Genomic DNA, 20,847 nt, shown 5'->3' on the forward strand with positions numbered 1-20,847 from the left:
AGCAAGCTCCCTCGCCACAGGTTCTGCATTCGGCGCCTCGACACTTGACTGACTGGCATTCGCCCACTCCCATCACTCACATCGATGTTCACCATCGACCCAATGAAGTTCTCATAAAAATCCTGTCGCGTAACATCAGCTCCATACCAACTTATGACACCCCGGAGCACACCACCATGAAACGCCAAATCTTCCTCAGCATCGCTTTCTCGGTACTTGCAGCCAACGCTTTTGCCGCTTCCTCGGTTCAGCCAGTCCTCGCTGAAGGAGGCTCGGATCGCTTGATCGAAAGCCGCGTCGCTGAAGGTGGTTCGGATCGTCTGATCGAGAACCGCGTTGCTGAAGGTGGTTCGGATCGTCTGATCGAGAACCGCGTCGCTGAAGGTGGTTCGGATCGTCTGACCCAGAATCAGAACCATGCATGAATAGCCTTACTGCGGCACTCAACCCAAAAGCCCGGCTTGATCAGCCGGGCTTTTTTATGGGTGATCAGTTCGCACGGTCAACGACCCGCTGCCCTTTTCATGCAGCGCTGATGGCGTTCGTCGACCCGTTTGGCGAACCAGGCGGTGGTGAGTTTTCGGGTGATTTTCGGGCTTTTCAGCACGATACCCGGCAACACCGCACGGGGCAGTGGTTTACCTTCAGCCTGCTCGGCCAAGGCGAAGACTCGCCGGAAGAGCGTGCTGTCTTCGAATTCCAGGCTGTCGCCCTGCTCCAGCTGGCGTCTGATCGTCGGGTTGCGCAGGCCAAGCTGCTTGCCCAGGGTGCGCACCGCCAGTTCCGTGGTCCCGGGCATGATTGAGCCGTGGAGAATCAGGTCGCCATCGAGGGCCAGGGGGATGCCCGAAGCGCTGCTGACGGCATTCTGGAAAGCGGCGTTGCGGCTGGCGTACCAACCGGCATTGAAATCGGCGAAGCGATACAGCGGCTTGGAGTAACTCACCGGATAACCGAGCAAATGCGCGATACCGAAGTACAGGCCACCGCGCCGGCTGAATACTTCCCGGCGAATCGAACCTTCCATGGGATAGGGATAGTCCTGCGCCTGACTTTCGGCAAAGTCGATGCTGACTTGCATCGGGCCGCCGGTATGTACCGGATTGAAACTCCCGAAAAGGGTGCGGCCCATTGGCACCATGCCGATGAAGTCGTCGAAAATGCCGCTGATTTCCTTTTCGGTGCGGGCGGCATTCAGGCGTTCGCTGTAGCTTTTACCGTTCGACGAGCGAGCCATCAGGGCACCGTTCACCAAAAGACTGGGGACATGCACCGCTGCCGCGCGGCGGTCGATCTCCTCCCGGGCGATTTTCCCCAGCCCCGGCACTGCGGGATCAACCTGGAAAGTCGACTCCTGTTCGGTCACTGCCAGTACTGAACAGAGGTTTTCCGTGGTCGGCGCAAGGCCTTGCGCGGCGAAAGCTGCATAGATGTCGGTGGCCCAGCCCTCACGGTCAACGGTCTTGGGCGGCAATAGCCGAACAAGCTTCGCCTTCACCTCGGCCGGTCGTGCCGGCGCCTCCTGGGTGCGTTGGCTGCCGCAGCCGGCCAGCACCAGCAAGGTGGCGATACCCATGATTAATCGATTTGCGCGCATGTTTCCCCGAATCAAGCTGTTGGGCCAATGGAGCGACTATGAACAAAGCCACCGCGGATATCGACCCTTGAGCCGAACGGCTGTTCAATATCAGGTGTCTGCTCCGCACCCTTGGCAATGGAAAAGGAAATGCCGTTGTACTTCAATTGAGATTCTGAGGACTGCGCATGCTATTACAGGCCATGCGCAAAACTTGTGGCGAGGGGGCTTGCCCCCGTTCGGCTGCGAAGCAGTCGTAAAATCAGTGGATGCGTTTTTCCTGAAAAATTGCGGTTGCAGATTTTAGGGCCGCTTCGCGACCCAACGGGGGCAAGCCCCCTCGCCACAGGTCTGTGCTCGGCTCTCCGTCTCTTGACCATCCTTTCCCTCACACGCTGAGCTGCCAGACGGACAACATAGGCGCACAATCCACCCCATGGAATTGATCTCTATCGGAGGACAACGACATGAACCGCTGCGACGTTCTGATCGTCGGGGCCGGGCCGACCGGTCTGGTTCTGGCACTCTGGCTCAGCAAGCTGGGGATCAAGGTGCGAATCCTCGACAAGACCGCGACGCCCGGCACCACATCGCGCGCCCTGGCGGTCCAGGCGCGAACCCTCGAACTCTACCGCCAGCTCGACCTCACAGACGCCGTCCAGCAGGCTGGCCACAAAGTGCGGGCGGCGAATTTCTGGGTCAAGGGTAAACAGACTGCGCGCCTGCCCCTCGAGACCATCGGCAAGGGCCTCACGCCCTACTCGTTCCTCGAAATCTATCCTCAGGATCAACACGAACAGCTGCTGATCGAACGCCTGGAAAGGTTCGGCGTTTCGGTCGAGCGTGAAACCGAACTCAAGGGTTTCACCGAAGCCGACGGTTGCGTCATGGCTCATTTACTCTACGCTCAGGGTCAGGAAGAGACCTGCGAGGCGCGTTACCTGGCTGGCTGTGACGGCGCCCGCTCGACCGTGCGCAAGACCCTCGACATGGACTTCCCCGGCGGCACCTATCAGCAGGTTTTCTACGTGGCCGACGTGGACGCGCAAGGTCCGGCAATCAATGGCGAGCTGCATGTGGATCTCGACGAAGCAGACTTCCTGGCCGTCTTCCCCTTGTCCGGCACTGGACGTGCGCGGTTGATCGGCACGGTCCGCGACGAGCGCGCCGAACACGCCGAGACGCTCAAGTTCGAGGACGTCAGTCGCCGGGCGATCGAGCACCTGCAGGTCCAGGTGCTCAAGGTGAACTGGTTCTCGACCTATCGCGTGCATCACCGGGTGGCCGAGCAATTTCGCACTGGCCGAGCGTTCCTGCTCGGTGATGCGGCGCATGTCCACAGCCCGGCTGGCGGCCAGGGCATGAACACCGGGATTGGCGACGCGATCAATCTGGCCTGGAAACTCGCCGCGGTGCTGACCGGCAAAGCCTCGGACAGCCTGCTCGACACCTATGAAACCGAGCGCATCGGCTTTGCCCGGCGGCTGGTGGCAACCACCGACCGGGTGTTCAGCTTCGTCACCGCCGACGGGCCGATTGCCGGCCTGGTGCGAACCCGCCTTGCGCCGCTGCTGATCCCCAAAGTCACTTCGCTGGAAGCGGTACGTGAGTATCTGTTCCGGACGATTTCGCAAATCACCCTGAACTATCGAGAGATGCCCCTGAGCAGCGGCAGCGCTGGCGAGGTGCATGGCGGTGATCGGTTGCCCTGGGCACCTGATAGCGATAGCGACAACTTCCACTCACTGACGAGCCTGTCCTGGCAGGTCCATGTCTATGGGCTTGCCAGTGATCCACTGGTTGCCTGGTGCCTGGATCACGGTGTAGCGCTGCACATCTTTCAATGGAAAGCTGCTTATGAAACGGCCGGTCTTGCACGCAACGGCTACTATCTGCTGCGGCCCGACACCTATGTGGCACTCGCGGAACTGTCCAGCGATCCAAAGATTCTCGACCGTTACTTCAGCGAACGCGGGATTGAGCCATGAGCGCTTGAAGATCGCAGACCCGCTGGGAATCAACCCTTCAAGGAAGATGATAATGATGGAGTGTGAAGTTCGTTTGGCGAGGGAAAGCGATGCAGCGTCCATTAGCGCCGTCATTCTGGCGGCGTTGCGCACAACCAATGCCAAGGATTACCCGCCGAGTGTCATCGAGCGAGTGGAACTGAGCTTCAGTCCTGCCGCCGTGTTGATTTTTTTGGCCCGGCGCAAGGTCTTCGTCGCCCTGACCGACGATCACCTCGTCGGCACCGCCAGCCTTGATGGCAGCATCGTGCGCTCGGTGTTCGTAGCCCCCACGGCGCAAGGGCAAGGGGTCGGCAAACAGCTCTTGAATGAACTCGAACGAAGCGCACGGGAGATGGGCGTGACCTCACTGAGCGTACCGTCCACAGTCACCGCCGAGCGCTTCTACTCGACGCTCGGCTTCAGGGCGGTACGCGACAGTTACCATGGCGATGAACGTACCATCATCATGGAGCGGGATCTGGATAACTGAGATCGCCCCTCTCTACAGACTCTGTTTGGGGATTTCCAGACCGCGAATGACCGCCGGCCGCGCCACGAAGCGCTCCAGCGCCCGCAATACGTTGGGGTAGTTGTTGATCTCCACCAGATCACCTGCTTCATAAAACCCGATCAGATTGCGTACCCACGGAAAGGTCGCGATATCGGCGATGCTGTAGCGATCGCCCATGATCCAGTTGCGCCCGGTGAGCTGCAGTTCAAGCACATTCAGCAAGCGCTGGCTCTCTGCGACAAAACGGTCGCGCGGGCGTTTGTCTTCGTACTCCTTGCCGGCGAATTTATGGAAGAAGCCGACCTGGCCGAACATCGGGCCGATGCCCGACATCTGGAACATCAACCACTGGATCGTCTCATAGCGCGCGGCCGACTCTTGCGCCAGCAGTTGCCCGCTCTTGTCGGCGAGGTAGATCAGAATCGCCCCGGACTCGAACAATGCCAGCGGTTGATCGCCGGGGCCGTGGGGGTCGATGATCGCCGGAATCTTGTTGTTGGGGTTGAGCGAGAGAAACTCGGGAGACAGTTGGTCATTGCTGTCGAAACTCACACGGTGCGGCTCGTAGGGCAGACCGATCTCCTCGAGCATGATCGACACCTTGACGCCATTGGGAGTCGGCAAGGAATACAGCTGGATCCACTCTGGATACTGCGCCGGCCATTTTTTTGTGATGGGAAAAGCAGAGAGATCGGTCATGGTGCACTTCCAGTAACGGTAAGGATTGCTGAGAGCGGGTCGCAGACCTGCCCTCTCGGCGGTTGGATTCCAGGTCGACCTTTATTGCAATAGCCGACTGACACTGTCAACCATGGGGCTTTGCGTCTGCCCCTTCTTAAATCCGAAATATATTGTCGATAACCTTGCTATCAACCACGCCCCAGCCCGGATAAAGTGCTGTGAACTGGCAGGGATCGAACCAAACGGCTTCAACGGACTCTGAAAAGTATCCTTTTGGTAATCGACCCCAAGCTGCACCCTTAACGACATGGAAAACCACACAGAGCCGGGAGCTTGTAGTGGACAGGTTTGTCAGCCTCAATCGAATGCGCTGAAGATCAACTATTCAATGAAGAACCCGCTGAATTTCGTCAAACGCCTGAAACACCGGCCCTATATAGCCTTGTCCGCGCTGCTGGTGACCGGTGCGTTGTTCCTGGCACTGGAGGCCCGCGAAAGCCTTGCCCAACCGGCAGACGGAGTTCAGACGCTGGTATTCCTGCGCCATGCGGAAAAACCTGCCGGTGGCCTCGGGCAGCTCAACTGCCAGGGACTCAACCGTGCCATCGATCTGGCCACCCTGCTGCCGGAAAAATTCGGCAAGGCCAATTATGTGTTTGCCGCCAACCCGACCCGCAACGTCGAGGAAGGCGAACAAGACAACTCCTACAGCTATATCAGACCGCTGATGACCATCAGTCCCAGCGCGATAAAGCTCGGGCTGCCGGTGAACATCAACTTCTCCGCCAACGACACCAGCGACCTGGCGAACGAGTTGCTGGAAGACAAGTACCACAACTCGACCATCTACACCGCCTGGTCCCACGGCTATCTGCCGGAACTGATCAACAAAGTGGCGGAAGAAGCCGTCGGCGAAAAACGCACCATCACCGATGACTGGAAATCCAGCGATTTCGACTCGTTGTTCGTGCTGACGCTGACCTGGCACAACGGCAAGGCGACCTTGCTCAGTCACAGCTACAAGCAAGGCCTGGACGACGGGGCAGAGGATTGCCCGACATAGTCGGTCGGCTGCAAGCCACGCGCAGTGGGGTATACGGCTCTGAGTTATGAATCTCCCACATCGGTGTACATCCGCGAGAGACAGTCCGGCTGTCAGGCCGCCTTCGCAGGCAAGCCCACATTTTATTTAGGTACATCCGTGAGAGACAGGCCGGCCGGTCGGCCGCCTCGCTGTTGCTTTGGCTTTTGATCTGGCTTTTGATCTACCCGCCCCTTCGGAAGGCCGAGTGGAGGCGTTCATCAGGGGGGTGGCGCGAAGCGCCGTCAGCGCAGCTGACTCCGCCGCATTGCGGCGCCCCCTGATGGACGCCGGAGCGAGGGAACACCGAGCCTTGGCGAGGTGCCGTACGCTCGGGGCGAGACCTTTGGTTACTTTGGGGCGATTGCCAAAGTGACACGCCGTAAGGGCGGAACCATAAGTGGCCGTTACCGCAGAAATGGATATGTACACCTTCAAGGGATAGGCCGGCCGCCAGGCCGCCATCGCGAGCAAGCTCGCTCCCACAGTGGACCGAGTCCAGCTACCAGTTTGGCGATCAACACGCGATCTAATGTAGGAGCGAGCTTGCTCCGGGCGGCGTTCCAACGATGGGGCCGAAGAGCCCCAACACCTGACCCATTCAATCACCGAATCTGACCCGCTCCCGCAGATACTCGAGCACGGCAGCCTGCTCACCGACGAACTCGATGCGATCGCCTTTGCTCTCACGCTGAAAGGCATACATCGGGTCGTAGTACTCACTCAGCAAACCTTCGATCCAGGCACGGTGCTGATCCACCGCCCCGCTGCTCGCCTGCTGCGCCAATGCCGCCTCCATGAGCGCCAGCATCCGCTGGTGACGCTCGCCGCCCAGGCGCTTGTGAATGTTGTTCAAGCTCGCCAGCAAGCGCTCGGAAAACAGTGCAAAACCCTGCTCGCCATGCACCGCAATGAACTCCGCACACAGGTCGATCACGTAATCGCGCAGGATCCGCTCGACTCGCCCTTGCAGGCTGTCTTCGAGCCAGACCATGGGGAAGCGCTGCATGCCCTGATACAGCGGCAGTGGCAAGGCGCAGCTACCGACCATGCGACTCTCATCCTCCAACACGAATTGTTCGATGCCCCTGGCGCGCTTCTTCAGCACATCCACGGCCAGGCGGTTCTCAAAATCGATGTTGGAGGGTTGGCCGGTCGCGCGTTTGCCGAAACTGGAGCCGCGATGATTGGCGTGGCCTTCCAGGTCCAGGCCGTTGCTCAACTGCGTGAGCAGCTCGGTCTTGCCGGTGCCGGTCATGCCGCCGAGCAAAATGAAATTGCACTGCGCGATAGCTTGATCCACCGTCTCCAGCAGGAAGGTGCGCATCGCCTTGTAGCCACCACCGACGCGCGGATAGTCGATACCAGCCTCGTCCTTGAGCCATTGCTGGACGATCTGCGAACGCAAGCCACCGCGAAAGCAATACAAATAACCGTCGGGATTGGCCCGGGCAAAATCGGCCCAGGTCTGGATGCGTTCGGCTTTGATGGCGCCGTTCACCAGCTGATGACCGAGGACGATGGCCGCCTGCTGGCCATGCTCTTTGTAGCAGGTACCCACCCGCTGCCGCTCGTCGTCGGTCATCAATGGCAGGTTGATCACCCCGGGAAAGGAGCCCTTGGTGAACTCGACCGGCGCACGGGCATCCATCATCGGCCGGTCGTTGAGGAAGATGTCGCGGTAGTCGGTGGTGTCGATGGGCATCAAAACACCTCTACCGCGTTAGTCTGTCGGGCCACCAGTTCACCGATCGGCTCAAGGCTCAGACCCAGCTCGGCGGCAACCTCGAGGAACTGCGGGTTGCCCTCGGGAGTCACCGCCACCAGCAAACCACCACTGGTTTGCGGATCGCAGAGTACCTGCTTGTGCAGCTCCTGGACCGGACCGAGCCGGTTGGCATAGCTGTCGAAGTTGCGCAGGGTTCCGCCCGGCACGCAGCCTAGATCGAGGTAGTACTCGACACCCGGCAGTCGCGGCACGCGATCATATTCGATGCGCGCGGTCACGCCACTGCCATCGGCCATTTCCACCAGGTGCCCGAGCAGACCAAAACCGGTGACATCGGTCATGGCCGTCACGCCCGCCAGCTTGCCAAATCGACTGCCCGGCTTGTTCAGGGTGCACATCCAGTCGCGAGCCAGACCCACATCGGCGTCGCGCAGCTTGCCCTTCTTCTCCGCCGTGGTGAGGATGCCAATACCCAGGGGTTTGGTCAGGTACAGCAGGCAACCGGCGGTGGCGGTGTCGTTGCGCTTCATATGGCGCTTTTCCACCAGCCCGGTGACGGCCAGGCCGAAGATCGGCTCCGGTGCGTCAATCGAGTGCCCGCCGGCCAACGGGATCCCCGCCTCGTCGCAGATCGAACGCCCGCCACGAATCACTTCCCGGGCAATCTCCGGCGCCAGCACGTTGACCGGCCAACCCAGGATCGCAATCGCCATCAAGGGATCGCCGCCCATGGCGTAGATGTCACTGATGGCGTTGGTCGCGGCAATACGCCCGAAATCGAACGGGTCGTCGACGATCGGCATGAAAAAGTCAGTGGTCGATACCACGCCACGCTCTTCGTCGATGGCATACACCGCCGCGTCATCGCGGGAGGCATTGCCGACCCAGAGTTTCGGATCGAGGTTCTGCGCACCACTGCCGGCCAGAATCACCCCCAGCACCTGGGGCGAAATCTTGCAGCCACAGCCTGCGCCGTGGCTGTACTGGGTCAGGCGGATCGGCTCGCTCATGGGGTGCACCTCGTCATATCAAGGTGAGTGATTCTACAGCAACGTCGCCCCGCAGGAGTTTCCACAGAGTGCAATCTTCGGGTGGTTCGCCAGCTGGCCAGAATCAGAATCATAATCAGAATCAAAAGATCGCAGGCTGCGCCAGCTCCTACGCCAACCTCGTACACCCTGGATTAAACAGGTGTACACAAATCTCCGTGTAGGAGCTGCCGCAGGCTGCGATCTTTTGATCTTGCTCTTCGACAAGAAGTCAAAATCGCCAAAAGATCGCAGGCTGTGCCAGCTCCTACGACACCTCGCGCAACGGCCTACAACTGGGCCGGAATCCGCCGGCTTGTGCGCCTCGCTACCCGCCTCTATCGTTCCCCAGTCGCTGCCAATTCAGCGACCGGGTTTGGTAGCCCGATTTCATCAGGGCGCACAGCGCCAACTTTTTCAATCGGTTGACGTTTTGGTATCTCAAGGAGCGTCACCATGATCAAAGTAACCCCCAATACTCCCGAAACCGAAAGCACCTCCCCCTACACCTCCCTCGATTCAAAAAAGCTCCACCAAGCCGCCGAACGCGCCCTCGATTTCCACCTGCTGCCGTGCGAATCAAAACCAAAAACCGTCCCGATATCGCCGAACATCTTCACCGTGGTCGACGGCATCGATACCGAGCGCCTGTTGGTCAACCTCAGCGAAACCCTGGCCTCGGCCAATGTCATGGCCAGCGACCTGGCGTTCGAACTGGAAGGCTCGCGACGTCATTTCGCGCTGGGCATTCAGCAGATGATCGAACTGGGCGAACTGTTGGCGAATCGTGTGCTGGATAAGGTCGATCCACGGATCTAATGAAGTAGCAGGTCAAACCCGGCCGTGGCGCCTGACCCTGTGGGAGCGAGCTTGCTCCGGGCGGCGTTCCGACGATGACGGTCTAACATTCAAAAATCATGTGACTGTCTGTCCGCTATCGCGAGCAAGCTCGCTCCCACATTTTGGACCTATGGTTGTGGATCGCATTTCTCTGCAGGCGCCAATCCACTCAAACGGATACCATGCCATGAAAAATCAAACCCGCTCGGACCGCGTAGCATGACGACATCTAACAAGATGTTTCAATCCGCCATTTCGAGTGAATTTTCCGTGACGCCAGGGATCACTTGATTTACCAACAGGGAGGAATAGCGGATCTATGAACAACGCAAAACTTTTCGTCATTGAATACACACTGCACGGCACGCCAAAGTCTTTCATCATCCGCCTGGACAAAATGGACAATGCAGAGGCTTGGCACTGGGCGAGTTGTGATGCGGGGGTCGGCCGGATAGGTCGGTTCGGCCTGGAGAAAGTGAAAAAAACCAGCAGACCGGTGGCCGAGAAATTCGGCATCGAAAACGTCACCTGGCGACCGACCAATTGATCGTCGATTCGCTACGCCGGACGGCAGGCCGATCAGCGCCTGCCGTACCAGGCTCCCTCTTCAATCAGCAAGCAGCAACGTCAGCCGTGAGCACCCTTGGCACACTTGCAGCCGCTTGAAGCGCACGCTTCTCCATTGGGGTGATGATCGGCACACGCCTGGCAGCAATAGTGTTTGCCGTGACGGACGATGGAATGCTCGCCGATTTTGCAGTTGCAGTCTTTACAGGCACAGATGTCATTTGCCATGAGTTCGACTCCATTGTTGTGGTCGTCAAGGCACAGCTTAGCAGCCATACATTAATCAGCGACCGCCCCTTTCCACTGCGGGTTCCTGCCTGTCGGGAACCTGATCAGAGGCTAGTGTCCATGCCACAGGCTCACGTCCATCCCTCAAGCCGCAGCGTCGCTCGGACCAGGCGCTGCTCTTCGTTTTCGATTTCCTTGAGGTTCTCGCAAATGCTCTGAATGTGCGCGATCGCCGCCTTGCGAGCCTGCTCGGGCAAGCGCCCGGTGACGGCGTTGTAGAGCCGCGCATGCTGGCGGTCGATCTGGCGTTTTTGCGGTTCACGGTGGTAGAGGTTGTTGACCGAGGCGAACACCGAGTTGAGCAACAGGTCGGTCAATGAGCGCAGGGTCTGCACCAGCACCGGATTGTGCGAAGCCTCGCAGATCGCCAGGTGGAACGCATGATCGAGCCGGGCATGGGCCGAGGCATCGAGCGCCTGGGTGTGGGCCTCGACCAGGGCCTGGTAGCTGCGGGTGATCAGCACGAAGTCCGCCTCGGTGCCGCGCAAGGCGGCCAGTCGAGCGGACTCGCCTTCCAGCAGGCTGCGCACCTCGAACAGATCGTAGAGGGTGCGTGGCTGTGAGCTGAACAAGTGCATCAAGGGTGACGTCGGGGTATGCCCCGACAGCTGCGCGACAAACGAGCCCTTGCCCTGCTCGGTCTCGATGATCCCTCTGGCACGCAGCAGCTTGAGCCCCTCGCGCAGCGCGGTACGCGACACTCCGAGTTTTTCCGTCAACCGGCGTTCGGAAGGCAGCAGCTGTCCGGTCTTGAGCACCCCATCGACAATCAAGCGCTCGATGCGCTCGCACACTACATCCGCGACTTGCGGGGACCGGCCGGATTCACTGCTGTTCATGCCACCTCCAACTGGTATGACCAGTGATAACAATAAAACCAACCATGCCGATCAAAGCCATTAAGCATCTGAAATCATTAAGCTTTAATCGAAACACATAAATTAACCTGAAGAAAAACTGGTTCGACCAGCCTCACGACACATGGACAGTAATTGCCCCGAGGCCAATGATGCAAGTCAGCCGTTCCCATGAACGGGTCTAAAATAGACCTTATAAAAACAACTCAGGGTCATCAGCCACCCATGAACATTCTCTACGACGAACGCGTCGACGGCGCACTGCCTGACGTTGACAAGGATGCGCTGATCCGGGCGCTGCAAGAGCAATTGCCCGATCTGGATATCCTGCACCGCGAGGAGGAACTCAAGCCTTACGAGTGCGACGGTCTGTCCGCCTACCGCACCACGCCGATGCTGGTGGTGCTGCCGCGCACTCTCGAACAGGTAGAAGGCCTGCTCAAGCTGTGTCATGAGCGCCGGGTACCGGTGGTGGCACGCGGCGCCGGCACCGGGCTTTCCGGGGGCGCGCTGCCGTTGGAGAAAGGTGTGCTGCTGGTGATGGCGCGCTTCAACTGCATTGTGCACATCGACCCCGCCGCCCGCAGCGCCCGCGTGCAACCCGGCGTACGCAACCTGGCGATCTCCCAGGCCGCGGCGCCCTTCGGTTTGTATTACGCGCCGGACCCCTCCTCGCAGATCGCCTGCTCCATCGGCGGCAATGTCGCGGAGAACGCCGGGGGCGTGCATTGCCTGAAGTACGGGCTGACCGTGCATAACCTGCTCAAGGTCGAGATCCTCACGGTCGAAGGCGAACGGCTGACCCTGGGCAGCGACGCCCTGGACTCGCCGGGCTTCGATTTGCTGGCACTGTTCACCGGCTCCGAAGGCATGCTCGGGATCATCACCGAAGTCACGGTCAACCTGCTGCCCAAACCACAAATTGCCAAAGTACTGCTGGCCGCCTTCGACTCCGTGGAAAAAGCCGGTCGTGCGGTGGGCGACATCATTGCCGCCGGCATCATTCCCGGGGGCCTGGAGATGATGGACAACCTGGCGATTCGTGCAGCGGAAGACTTCATCCACGCCGGCTACCCGGTCGAGGCCGAAGCCATTCTGCTCTGTGAACTCGATGGGGTCGAAGCGGACGTCCACGACGATTGCGACCGGGTGCGCGCGGTACTTGAACACGCCGGTGCCACCGAAGTCCGCCAGGCCCGCGACGAAGCCGAACGGGTGCGATTCTGGGCTGGACGCAAAAACGCCTTCCCGGCAGTCGGACGGTTATCGCCGGACTACTACTGCATGGACGGCACCATCCCGCGGCGCGAACTGCCAGGGGTGCTCAAAGGCATCGCCGCATTGGCCGCCGAATACGACCTGCGCGTGGCCAACGTCTTTCATGCCGGTGACGGCAACATGCACCCGCTGATCCTGTTCGATGCCAATCAACCCGGCGAACTGGATCGCGCCGAAGCCCTCGGCGGCAAGATCCTCGAACTGTGCGTCAAGGTCGGTGGCAGCATCACCGGCGAGCACGGTGTCGGCCGGGAAAAAATCAACCAGATGTGCGCCCAGTTCAACAGCGATGAGTTGACCCTGTTTCACGCAGTGAAAGCCGCGTTCGACCCCAGCGGCCTGCTCAATCCTGGCAAGAACATTCCGACCCTGCACCGCTGCGCCGAATTCGGCGCCATGCATGTGCACATGGGCAAGCTGCCCTTCCCCGAGCTGGAGCGTTTCTGATGGGTGCCGAACAGAATATCGACGGCAGTGCGGCACTGCTGGAGCAGGTCAATCAGGCGCTCGCCAGTGCCACACCGTTGCTGATCCAGGGCTCCAACAGCAAAGCCTTCCTCGGCCGCCCGGTCGCCGGTGAAATACTCGACACCCGCGGGCATACCGGCATCGTTAGCTACGACCCGACTGAACTGGTGATTACCGCCCGCGCCGGTACAGCACTCAGTGAGCTATCCGCCGCGCTCGAAGCGGCCGGGCAGATGTTGCCCTGCGAACCACCGTCTTACGGCGAGGGGGCGACCCTCGGTGGCATGGTCGCCGCTGGCTTGTCCGGTCCGCGCCGGCCGTGGTCCGGTTCGGTGCGTGATTTCGTCCTCGGAACCCGAGTGATCACTGGCCTTGGCAAGCACCTGCGCTTCGGTGGCGAGGTGATGAAAAACGTCGCCGGTTACGATCTGTCGCGCTTGCTGGTGGGCAGTTACGGCTGCCTTGGCCTGCTGACCGAAGTGTCATTGAAGGTCCTGCCCAAGCCACGCTTGTGTGCCAGCTTCTCTCTGGAAATGGACAGCGCCCGGGCCTTGGCCAGGCTTGCCGAATGGGGTCAGCAGCCGCTGCCCATCAGCGCCGCCAGCCATGACGGTGAGCGACTGCATCTGCGCCTGGAAGGTGGCGAAGGTTCGGTGGCGGCTGCCCATGATCGCCTCGGCGGCGAACCGCTCGACCCTGGTTACTGGAACGAACTGAATGAACAGCGCTTGGCCTTTTTCGACGAAGGCCAGCCACTGTGGCGCCTGTCAGTGCCCAACAACACCGGCCTGCTCGACCTGCCGGGTGAGCAGCTGATCGATTGGGGCGGCGCTCAGCGCTGGCTGAAATCCGATGCCGATGCCAGCGTTATTCGTTCGATTGCCCTAGCGGCCGGTGGCCATGCGACCTGCTACAGCCACGCGCTCATCGACAGCCCGTTCCAGCCGTTGCCCCCGGCGTTGCTGCGCTACCACCGGCAACTCAAGGCGCAACTCGACCCGCAAGGGATCTTCAACCCGGGCCGAATGTACGCGGAGCTCTGAACCATGCAGACCACCCTGAGCGAGCAGGCCAAACGCCTGCCCCGCGCCGAAGAAGCCGAAAGCATCCTGCGCACCTGCGTGCACTGCGGCTTCTGCAATGCCACCTGCCCGACCTATCAGCTGCTCGGCGATGAGCTGGATGGCCCGCGCGGGCGGATCTACCTGATCAAGCAAGTGCTGGAAGGCCATGAGCCGACCGCCAAGACCCAACTGCACCTGGATCGCTGCCTGTCGTGCCGCAATTGTGAAACCACCTGCCCCTCCGGGGTGGACTACCACAACCTGCTGGACATCGGCCGCGCGGTGGTCGACGCCACCGTGCCTCGCCCCCTCGGCCAGACGCTGCTCCGTGAGAGCCTGCGGGCAGTGGTGCCGAACCCCGGGCTGTTCAAGTCGCTGATCAAAACCGCAGAGGCCTTTCGCCCGCTGTTGCCGCAGGTACTCCAGATCAAGTTGCCGCGCACCGTACACCCGGCCAAGCCACGGCCGACCACCCAACATGCGCGGCAGGTGCTGATGCTCGAAGGCTGCGTGCAACCGAGCCTGTCGCCCAATACCAATGCCGCCACGGCGCGAGTCCTCGACCGCCTGGGCATCGGCATCACGCCAATCAGTCAGGCCGGATGCTGCGGCGCCGTGGACTATCACTTGAACGCCCAAAAGGCCGGGCTTGATCGGGCCCGACGCAATATCGACGCCTGGTGGCCAAGCATCGAAAACGGTGCCGAGGCCATCGTGCAGACGGCCAGCGGTTGCGGAGCCTTCATCAAGGACTATGGTCATCTGCTGGAACAGGATCCGGCCTATGCGGCCAAGGCCAAGCGGGTCAGCGCCCTGGCCAAGGATCTGGTGGAGGTGCTGCGTGACGAGCCGTTACAGCAACTCCAGGTCAAGGCAGCAACCCGTATCGCCTTCCATTGCCCTTGCACCCTGCAGCATGCGCAAAAGCTGGGCGGCGCGGTGGAAGAACTACTGACCCGGCTGGGCTTCAATCTCACGTCGGTGCCCGACAGCCATTTGTGCTGCGGCTCGGCGGGCACCTATTCGCTGACCCAGCCGGAGCTGTCCCGGCAGCTGCGCGATAACAAGCTCAACGCCCTGGAAAGCGGCAAACCCGAGGTGATCGTCACCGCCAACATCGGCTGCCAGACCCACCTCGACGGCGCCGGCCGAACCCCTGTCAGGCACTGGATCGAACTGGTCGAAGCTGCCCTGTCTTAATCGAACCCCTGGAGCACCCCATGAAAACCAAAGCCGTATTGAGCCAGACCGAAGTCAGTCAGATCCTCGCCGCCGCCCGCAGCGAAGCCCAGAACAATCAGTGGGCGGTGACCATCGTCATCGTCGACGACGGCGGCCATCCACTGGCGCTTGAGCGTCTCGATGGTTGCGCGCCGATTGGCGCCTACATCGCCACGGAAAAAGCCCGCACCTCCGCCCTCGGCCGGCGTGAATCCAAGGGCTATGAAGACATGGTCAACGGTGGCCGCAGCGCCTTTCTTTCGGCGCCCCTGCTGACCTCGCTGGAAGGCGGCGTGCCGATCATCGTCGATGGCCAGGTGATCGGCGCAGTCGGGGTGTCGGGGGTCAAGGCCGAGCAGGACGCCCAGGTGGCCAAGGCCGGCGCCCAATGCCTGAATTGACCGCCGCTTCGCCAAGCCAACAGCGCCTGTGGCGCTGAATCGACAACCTCTGATGGAGACCCTGTGATGACCGATTTCGTCAACTGCCAGCGCCTTAAGGTGGCGGCTATCCTGCAACGCTTCATCGATGAGGAAGTCCTGCCAGGTACCGGCCTCGATCAGCAAAGTTTCTGGAGCGGCTTCGATGCGCTGGTGCATGAACTGGCCCCGAAAAACCGCGCCTTGCTCGCCGAACGCGATCGTCTGCAGAGCGAACTCGACAGCTGGCACCGGGCTCATCCGGGACCGATAAACGACATGCCGGACTATCGCAGCTTTCTCGGCTCCATTGGTTACTTGCAGCCACAAACGGCCCAGGTGCAGGTCAGCACGACCAATGTCGATAGCGAAATCAGCAGTCAGGCCGGCCCGCAACTGGTGGTCCCGGCGGTGAACGCCCGTTATGCGCTGAACGCGGCCAATGCCCGCTGGGGTTCGCTGTATGACGCACTGTACGGCACCGATGTGCTGTCCAATGAAGACGGCGCAGCGCCAGGCGCGACTTATAACCCGGTGCGCGGGGCGAAAGTCATCGCCTTTGGCCGGGCTTTTCTCGATGAAATCGTGCCATTGAACACTGGCTCCCACGCGGATGTGAGCAGCTACCGGATTGAGTCCGGCCAGCTGCAAGCGACCCTGAAGGACGCCAGTCAAACGACTCTGCAACAGCCTGAAAAATACCTGGGTTATCAGGGCCAGGCGTCGCAACCCACCGCCATTCTGCTGAAGAACCATGGCCTGCACGTGGAAATCCAGATCGACCCGGCCAGCACCATCGGCCGCGTCGACAACGCCGGAGTAAAAGACCTGCTGATCGAGGCGGCGCTGTCGACCATCATCGATTGCGAAGACTCGGTCGCCGCGGTCGATGCCGACGACAAAGTGCAGGTGTATCGCAACTGGCTGGGCCTGATGAAGGGCGACTTGAAGGAGGACCTGCAAAAAAATGGCAAAACCATTACCCGTCGCCTCAATCCGGATCGAGAGTACAGCGCTGCCGATGGCCGTTCCCTGACGCTGCACGGTCGCTCGCTGCTGTTTATTCGTAACGTCGGCCACCTCATGACCAGCCCGGCGATTCTTGACGGCGAAGGTCTGGAGGTCCCGGAAGGCATCCTCGACGGCGTGGTCACCAGCCTGATTGCCGTGCATGACCTCAAGCGCCGTGGCAACTCGCGCAGCGGCAGCGTCTATATCGTCAAGCCGAAAATGCATGGTCCCGCCGAAGTGGCGTTTGCCGAGCAGCTGTTCAGCCGCATCGAAGACCTGCTCAAGCTGCCACGGCACACCCTGAAGATGGGGATCATGGACGAAGAGCGACGCACCAGCATCAACCTCAAAGCCTGTATTGCCGCCGCCTCGTCGCGGGTGGCCTTTATCAATACCGGGTTCCTCGACCGCACCGGTGACGAGCTGCATAGCGCGATGGAAGCCGGCGCCATGTTGCGCAAGGGCGACATGAAAAACAGCGCCTGGATCCAGGCCTACGAACGCAACAATGTGCTGGTGGGTCTGAACTGCGGCCTGCGCGGCCGTGCGCAGATCGGCAAAGGCATGTGGGCGATGCCCGACCGGATGGCCGACATGCTCGAACAGAAAATCGCCCACCCCAAGGCCGGAGCCAACACCGCCTGGGTGCCGTCGCCCACTGCGGCCACCCTGCACGCACTGCATTATCACAAGGTCGATGTCCGCGCAGTGCAAGAAGTGCTGGAGCAAGTCGATCTGGCCGCGGTCAGCGAAGAGATTCTCAATGACCTGCTCAGCGTTCCGGTGGCCACGTCAAGCCAATGGTCAGTCGAGGAGATTCGCGAGGAAGTCGAAAACAACGCCCAGGGCCTGCTCGGCTATGTGGTGCGCTGGGTCGAGCAAAGTATCGGTTGCTCGAAAGTGCCGGATATTCACGATGTCGGGCTGATGGAAGATCGCGCGACCCTGCGCATTTCCAGTCAGCACATCGCCAACTGGCTGCGGCACGGAGTGATCGACCAGGCACAGACTTTGGAGATCCTGCAACGCATGGCCCGCGTGGTCGATCAGCAGAATGCCGGGGATCCGCTTTACCGGCCCATGGCCGCCGACTTCGATGGGTCACTGGCTTTTCAAGCAGCCTGCGCGCTGGTGTTCCAGGGCTGTGAACAACCCAATGGCTACACCGAGCCATTGCTGCACAAGTTCCGGGCGGCGTTCAAGGGGGCTCGGCGCTGAGACAGTTGAGCATCAAGCACCGCTAAAAGATCGCAGCCTGCGGCAGCTCCTACAAGGATTGCATACACCTACAACATCGCGGGTGTACTCGGTCGGCGTAGGAGCTGCCGCAGGCTGCGATCTTTTGACGATTTAAAACACACCAAAAATCTCTGGTTCAGCCCCCCTCACCCAAACTTCACCAGATTCAACGCCGGCAACGGCCCGCCAGGAAACTGCACCAGCCGCGCACTGATGCCGGCCAAAACCCGGGCCTTTATCGACTTTGTGGTCGAGGCCTTCGAGCGCGAGCGCCTGGCCGAGCGGTTTGCCGGGAGTCGGGGTTGAGCAGGTTTACCGAGTCATCGTTCATCGCGAGCAAGCTCGCTCCCACACTTGATCTTCGCCGATCACAAAAATGTGATACGGCGCAAATCCAATGTGGGAGCGAGCCTGCTCGCGATGAGGCCCTCACAGGCAACACATTGCCTGGCGAACGCATCTGGACATATAGACGGCCACGCCCAAGGGTGAAACACCGTGCTTAAGCCGAGTATGCTGTGGCGATGCCACTACCCTGGATGTGCAAGACCGGCCATGAAGACTGACGCTCAACCTCCATTAAGGCACCAGATGACCAACAGGACCCCGCCCTATCTTCAACCCGGCGACCGCGTCGTGTTGTTCGACGGAGTCTGCAAGTTATGCAACGGCTCGGCGCGATTCCTGATCCGGCATGACCGCCACAGGAAGATCAAGCTGGCGTCCATGCAATCGGTCGAAGGACAAGCGCTGCTGGCCTGGTTCTGCTTGCCGACCGAGCGTTTCGAGAGCATGGCCTTCATTGAAAACAACCAATTGTATGTGCGCTCGGAGGCGTTTGTGCGGGTCATGAAGCATCTGCCACAGCCCTGGCCCCTAATGACGGTGATCAGCGTCATTCCCAAGGCAATCAGGGACTGGTGCTACGACCGCATCGCCCGGAATCGCTACCGGCTGTTCGGCCGTTATCCTGTCTGCCAGTTACCCAGCCCGGATCATAAAGGACGGTTCCTGGATGATCAGGACTGAACCGGTTGCCTGGGGCCCGGGCACAACTCTCATATTCCGCCGAGCACACTACAGCCTTGAGCGCTGGCTTTGCGGCCTGTCACTCTCAGGTATTGTTCAGTGCTGATTCTCAAACTGTTGGTGGTCCCCGGATTTTTATTGCTGGTTTCTCTGGCTGGCAGACGCTGGGGGCCTAGCGTTGGCGGATGGTTGGCGGGGTTCCCGGTGGTGGTCGGGCCAATTCTGTTTTTCCTCGCCGTCGAACAAGGTCAAGTGTTTGCCGCTCAGGCCTCGATTGCGGCACTGTTGGCGGTATTTGCGATGATCGCGTTCAGCATCGTCTACGCCCAGGTCGCGCAAAAGCTCGCGTGGCCCTGGGCATTATCGATCGCCGTGGCGGTCTGGGCGGTGACGGCCGCGGCACTCTCGTGGGTCCCCGGTTCCATCGTGTTTTCGACCCTGTTTGCGGCTACCGCGCTGCTCGCTGCGCCACACTTGTTCCCAGTTGTACAACCGCTGGCAGCAGCGCCAGCGCCCAAGTCGGACAAACTCCTCTTTCGCATGCTCGCCGGCGCATTGCTGACGCTGGCGGTGACCACGCTGGCGAGCACCGTGGGCGAGCGCTGGAGTGGGTTTCTCGCGGTGTTCCCGGTGCTCGGCAGCGTACTGGCGGTGTTCTCCCATCAAAGCCGCGGCCCGGCGTTTACCGCCGCATTGCTCAGAGCCACGGCCACCGGTTTGTATTCGTTCGCTGCGTTTTGTCTGGTGCTGGCACTGGCCTTGCCGACGTTTGGATTGTTGGCCTTTGTGCTGGCCATCGCGGTTTCGTTACTGGTGTTGGCTGGCAGCAAGCGTCGGGTAGCCGGCCAATCGAAGAGTACCTACACCACAGCGACTGGCCGACAACCAAGACCTTGAGGCATGATGCCAGCAACACCCGCCAATGGAGAGGCGCACATGACTGAGTTGAGCCAGGTTTCTACCCATAGCAAAACCGCAAACTCCGCTACTGCCATTGGCGTGATCGCGGTGTTTCTCTGGTCCTGCCTGGCGCTGCTGACCACCCTGACTGCCGGTATCCCACCGTTCGAACTGCTGGCCTTGAGCTTTGCCGTGGCGTTCGTCGCGAGCCTGGTGGTTCTCGGTCGTCGCGGCATTGCCGGGTTTCGCAGCTGGCGTCAGCCGTGGTCGGTATGGGTCACCGGGTTTGTCGGGATTTTCGCTTATCACGCGCTGTATTTTTTTGCCTTGAAAGCCGCGCCTGCAGCCGAAGCGAGCCTGATCGCCTACCTGTGGCCGCTGCTGATTGTGCTGCTGTCGACCTTTTCCAGTGGCGAGCGCTTGAGGAAACGCCAACTGCTGGGAGCCTTGCTCGGGCTGGCTGGCACCGCCTTCATCATGCAACTGCGCACTGCGGATAACGTCGCCGCGGCGCCGATTGCCGGCTATCTGGCCGCCTTCGCCTGCGCCCTGGTGTGGTCGACCTATTCGGTGCTCAATCGACACTTTCGCGAAGTGCCGAGCAGTATCATCGGCGGGATCTGCGGCCTGGTGGCGGTGGCCGGGCTGGTCTGCCACCTGGCATTCGAAACCACGGTGCGCCCGGACTTCAGCCAGTGGGCGGCGATCATCGGCCTGGGTCTGGGACCGGTTGGCCTGGCCTTTTTCGCCTGGGATCACGCGACCAAACACGGCAGCCTGGCGATGCTCGGCGCCCTCTCTTACCTGGCCCCGCTGATCTCGACCCTGCTGCTGATCGCAATCGGGCAAACCCATGCCAGCCCGATGCTGATTCTTCCCGCGCTGCTGATCATCCTCGGTGCGGTGATTGCAACAGTGCAGCGGCGAACCAACATATAGAGGAACGCCCGGGAGCGGCCCCTAACTCCCCACAAATCACCTTTCGGACCATCGCACTGGAGTGATTCACCACGTCCATGGGATGATCGCGTCCCCCGCGCGATCACCCTGG

19 protein-coding genes and 1 pseudogene are annotated in these 20,847 nt (G+C 60.7%); 14 read left to right on the forward strand and 6 right to left on the reverse strand.

All coding sequences use genetic code 11. The features are described 5' to 3' along the window. Positions 1-176: 176 nt before the first annotated feature. A pseudogene (locus tag F8N85_RS15475) lies at positions 177-413 on the forward strand (hypothetical protein); the annotation flags it as partial. A gap of 89 nt (positions 414-502) precedes the next feature. On the opposite strand, the gene F8N85_RS15480 reads toward F8N85_RS15475, so the two are convergent. Next, complete coding sequence (locus tag F8N85_RS15480; RefSeq protein WP_150804438.1) at positions 503-1,597, reverse strand: DUF1615 domain-containing protein; 1,095 nt, start codon at positions 1,595-1,597, stop codon at positions 503-505. 446 nt (positions 1,598-2,043) lie between these two features. On the opposite strand from F8N85_RS15480, the gene F8N85_RS15485 reads away from it, so the two are divergent. Both F8N85_RS15485 and F8N85_RS15490 read left to right on the forward strand, forming a co-directional pair. Continuing rightward, positions 2,044-3,564 carry an FAD-dependent oxidoreductase gene (locus F8N85_RS15485; protein WP_150804439.1) on the forward strand — a complete coding sequence of 507 codons (1,521 nt, stop codon included), beginning with the start codon at positions 2,044-2,046 and terminating at the stop codon, positions 3,562-3,564. Between the two features lie 52 nt (positions 3,565-3,616). Continuing rightward, positions 3,617-4,075: a GNAT family N-acetyltransferase gene (locus tag F8N85_RS15490; RefSeq protein ID WP_224795692.1), complete on the forward strand. Its 459-nt coding sequence runs from the start codon at positions 3,617-3,619 to the stop codon at positions 4,073-4,075. Between the two features lie 12 nt (positions 4,076-4,087). Here F8N85_RS15490 and F8N85_RS15495 read toward each other — a convergent pair whose 3' ends face one another. Beyond that, complete coding sequence (locus tag F8N85_RS15495) at positions 4,088-4,795, reverse strand: glutathione S-transferase N-terminal domain-containing protein (RefSeq protein WP_150804440.1); 708 nt, start codon at positions 4,793-4,795, stop codon at positions 4,088-4,090. Between the two features lie 370 nt (positions 4,796-5,165). On the opposite strand from F8N85_RS15495, the gene F8N85_RS15500 reads away from it, so the two are divergent. Next, a complete protein-coding gene (locus F8N85_RS15500) occupies positions 5,166-5,840 on the forward strand; it encodes a histidine phosphatase family protein (protein WP_150804441.1) in 675 nt (224 codons plus the stop codon). 619 nt (positions 5,841-6,459) lie between these two features. On the opposite strand, the gene mnmH is transcribed toward F8N85_RS15500, so the two are convergent. Continuing rightward, complete coding sequence (mnmH, locus tag F8N85_RS15505) at positions 6,460-7,563, reverse strand: tRNA 2-selenouridine(34) synthase MnmH (protein ID WP_150804442.1); 1,104 nt, start codon at positions 7,561-7,563, stop codon at positions 6,460-6,462. Then, positions 7,563-8,597 carry a selenide, water dikinase SelD gene (gene selD / locus F8N85_RS15510; protein WP_150804443.1) on the reverse strand — a complete coding sequence of 345 codons (1,035 nt, stop codon included), beginning with the start codon at positions 8,595-8,597 and terminating at the stop codon, positions 7,563-7,565. Before selD ends, mnmH begins: the two co-directional genes overlap by 1 nt. 474 nt (positions 8,598-9,071) lie before the next feature. Between selD and F8N85_RS15515 the strand changes: the two genes are divergently transcribed. Both F8N85_RS15515 and F8N85_RS15520 read left to right on the forward strand, forming a co-directional pair. Beyond that, complete coding sequence (locus tag F8N85_RS15515) at positions 9,072-9,434, forward strand: DUF6124 family protein (protein WP_150804444.1); 363 nt, start codon at positions 9,072-9,074, stop codon at positions 9,432-9,434. 340 nt (positions 9,435-9,774) lie between these two features. Continuing rightward, positions 9,775-10,002, forward strand: coding sequence for a DUF6555 family protein (locus F8N85_RS15520; protein ID WP_150804445.1), 228 nt, complete (start codon positions 9,775-9,777; stop codon positions 10,000-10,002). A gap of 80 nt (positions 10,003-10,082) precedes the next feature. Here the strand turns inward: F8N85_RS15520 and F8N85_RS15525 are convergent, their stop codons facing one another. Both F8N85_RS15525 and glcC read right to left on the reverse strand, forming a co-directional pair. Further along, positions 10,083-10,250, reverse strand: a complete 168-nt coding sequence (locus F8N85_RS15525; RefSeq protein ID WP_150804446.1) for a metallothionein — start codon at positions 10,248-10,250, stop codon at positions 10,083-10,085. 131 nt (positions 10,251-10,381) lie between these two features. After that, positions 10,382-11,149, reverse strand: coding sequence for a transcriptional regulator GlcC (glcC, locus tag F8N85_RS15530; RefSeq protein ID WP_150804447.1), 768 nt, complete (start codon positions 11,147-11,149; stop codon positions 10,382-10,384). Between the two features lie 243 nt (positions 11,150-11,392). Between glcC and glcD the strand changes: the two genes are divergently transcribed. The 8 genes from glcD to F8N85_RS15575 all read left to right on the forward strand — a co-directional run bounded on the left by glcD (position 11,393) and on the right by F8N85_RS15575 (position 20,735). Next, the gene (gene glcD, locus F8N85_RS15535) at positions 11,393-12,892 is read left to right on the forward strand and encodes a glycolate oxidase subunit GlcD (protein ID WP_150804448.1); all 1,500 of its coding nucleotides are present in this window, start codon (positions 11,393-11,395) and stop codon (positions 12,890-12,892) included. After that, entirely contained in the window at positions 12,892-13,956 is a 1,065-nt protein-coding gene (gene glcE / locus F8N85_RS15540) for a glycolate oxidase subunit GlcE (protein WP_150804449.1), read from the forward strand. The genes glcD and glcE overlap by 1 nt, the downstream gene beginning before the upstream one ends. 3 nt (positions 13,957-13,959) lie before the next feature. Next, a complete protein-coding gene (glcF, locus tag F8N85_RS15545; RefSeq protein WP_150804450.1) occupies positions 13,960-15,177 on the forward strand; it encodes a glycolate oxidase subunit GlcF in 1,218 nt (405 codons plus the stop codon). Between the two features lie 20 nt (positions 15,178-15,197). Next, the gene (locus tag F8N85_RS15550; protein WP_150804451.1) at positions 15,198-15,599 is read left to right on the forward strand and encodes a heme-binding protein; all 402 of its coding nucleotides are present in this window, start codon (positions 15,198-15,200) and stop codon (positions 15,597-15,599) included. A gap of 66 nt (positions 15,600-15,665) precedes the next feature. After that, entirely contained in the window at positions 15,666-17,846 is a 2,181-nt protein-coding gene (locus F8N85_RS15555; protein WP_150804452.1) for a malate synthase G, read from the forward strand. 576 nt (positions 17,847-18,422) lie between these two features. Next, the gene (locus F8N85_RS15565; RefSeq protein WP_412072493.1) at positions 18,423-18,896 is read left to right on the forward strand and encodes a thiol-disulfide oxidoreductase DCC family protein; all 474 of its coding nucleotides are present in this window, start codon (positions 18,423-18,425) and stop codon (positions 18,894-18,896) included. A 99-nt stretch (positions 18,897-18,995) separates the two neighbouring features. Beyond that, positions 18,996-19,793: a hypothetical protein gene (locus F8N85_RS15570; protein WP_150804453.1), complete on the forward strand. Its 798-nt coding sequence runs from the start codon at positions 18,996-18,998 to the stop codon at positions 19,791-19,793. Between the two features lie 39 nt (positions 19,794-19,832). Beyond that, positions 19,833-20,735: a DMT family transporter gene (locus F8N85_RS15575; protein WP_150804454.1), complete on the forward strand. Its 903-nt coding sequence runs from the start codon at positions 19,833-19,835 to the stop codon at positions 20,733-20,735. Positions 20,736-20,847: the final 112 nt, after the last annotated feature.

Source organism: Pseudomonas fluorescens, assembly GCF_902497875.1.
GTDB classification, from domain to species: Bacteria; Pseudomonadota; Gammaproteobacteria; order Pseudomonadales; family Pseudomonadaceae; genus Aquipseudomonas; species Aquipseudomonas fluorescens_BR.

Coding starts and splice junctions, on each gene's coding strand:
- F8N85_RS15555 (WP_150804452.1), top strand. CDS start 15,666: ATGACCGATTTCGTCAACTGCCAGCGCCTTAAGGTGGCGGCTATCCTG.
- F8N85_RS15495 (WP_150804440.1), bottom strand. CDS start 4,795: ATGACCGATCTCTCTGCTTTTCCCATCACAAAAAAATGGCCGGCGCAG.
- F8N85_RS15515 (WP_150804444.1), top strand. CDS start 9,072: ATGATCAAAGTAACCCCCAATACTCCCGAAACCGAAAGCACCTCCCCC.
- F8N85_RS15480 (WP_150804438.1), bottom strand. CDS start 1,597: ATGCGCGCAAATCGATTAATCATGGGTATCGCCACCTTGCTGGTGCTG.
- F8N85_RS15565 (WP_412072493.1), top strand. CDS start 18,423: ATGAAGACTGACGCTCAACCTCCATTAAGGCACCAGATGACCAACAGG.
- glcF (WP_150804450.1), top strand. CDS start 13,960: ATGCAGACCACCCTGAGCGAGCAGGCCAAACGCCTGCCCCGCGCCGAA.
- F8N85_RS15525 (WP_150804446.1), bottom strand. CDS start 10,250: ATGGCAAATGACATCTGTGCCTGTAAAGACTGCAACTGCAAAATCGGC.
- F8N85_RS15485 (WP_150804439.1), top strand. CDS start 2,044: ATGAACCGCTGCGACGTTCTGATCGTCGGGGCCGGGCCGACCGGTCTG.
- glcD (WP_150804448.1), top strand. CDS start 11,393: ATGAACATTCTCTACGACGAACGCGTCGACGGCGCACTGCCTGACGTT.
- selD (WP_150804443.1), bottom strand. CDS start 8,597: ATGAGCGAGCCGATCCGCCTGACCCAGTACAGCCACGGCGCAGGCTGT.
- mnmH (WP_150804442.1), bottom strand. CDS start 7,563: ATGCCCATCGACACCACCGACTACCGCGACATCTTCCTCAACGACCGG.
- glcC (WP_150804447.1), bottom strand. CDS start 11,149: ATGAACAGCAGTGAATCCGGCCGGTCCCCGCAAGTCGCGGATGTAGTG.
- F8N85_RS15520 (WP_150804445.1), top strand. CDS start 9,775: ATGAACAACGCAAAACTTTTCGTCATTGAATACACACTGCACGGCACG.
- F8N85_RS15550 (WP_150804451.1), top strand. CDS start 15,198: ATGAAAACCAAAGCCGTATTGAGCCAGACCGAAGTCAGTCAGATCCTC.
- F8N85_RS15500 (WP_150804441.1), top strand. CDS start 5,166: ATGAAGAACCCGCTGAATTTCGTCAAACGCCTGAAACACCGGCCCTAT.
- F8N85_RS15575 (WP_150804454.1), top strand. CDS start 19,833: ATGACTGAGTTGAGCCAGGTTTCTACCCATAGCAAAACCGCAAACTCC.
- glcE (WP_150804449.1), top strand. CDS start 12,892: ATGGGTGCCGAACAGAATATCGACGGCAGTGCGGCACTGCTGGAGCAG.
- F8N85_RS15490 (WP_224795692.1), top strand. CDS start 3,617: ATGATGGAGTGTGAAGTTCGTTTGGCGAGGGAAAGCGATGCAGCGTCC.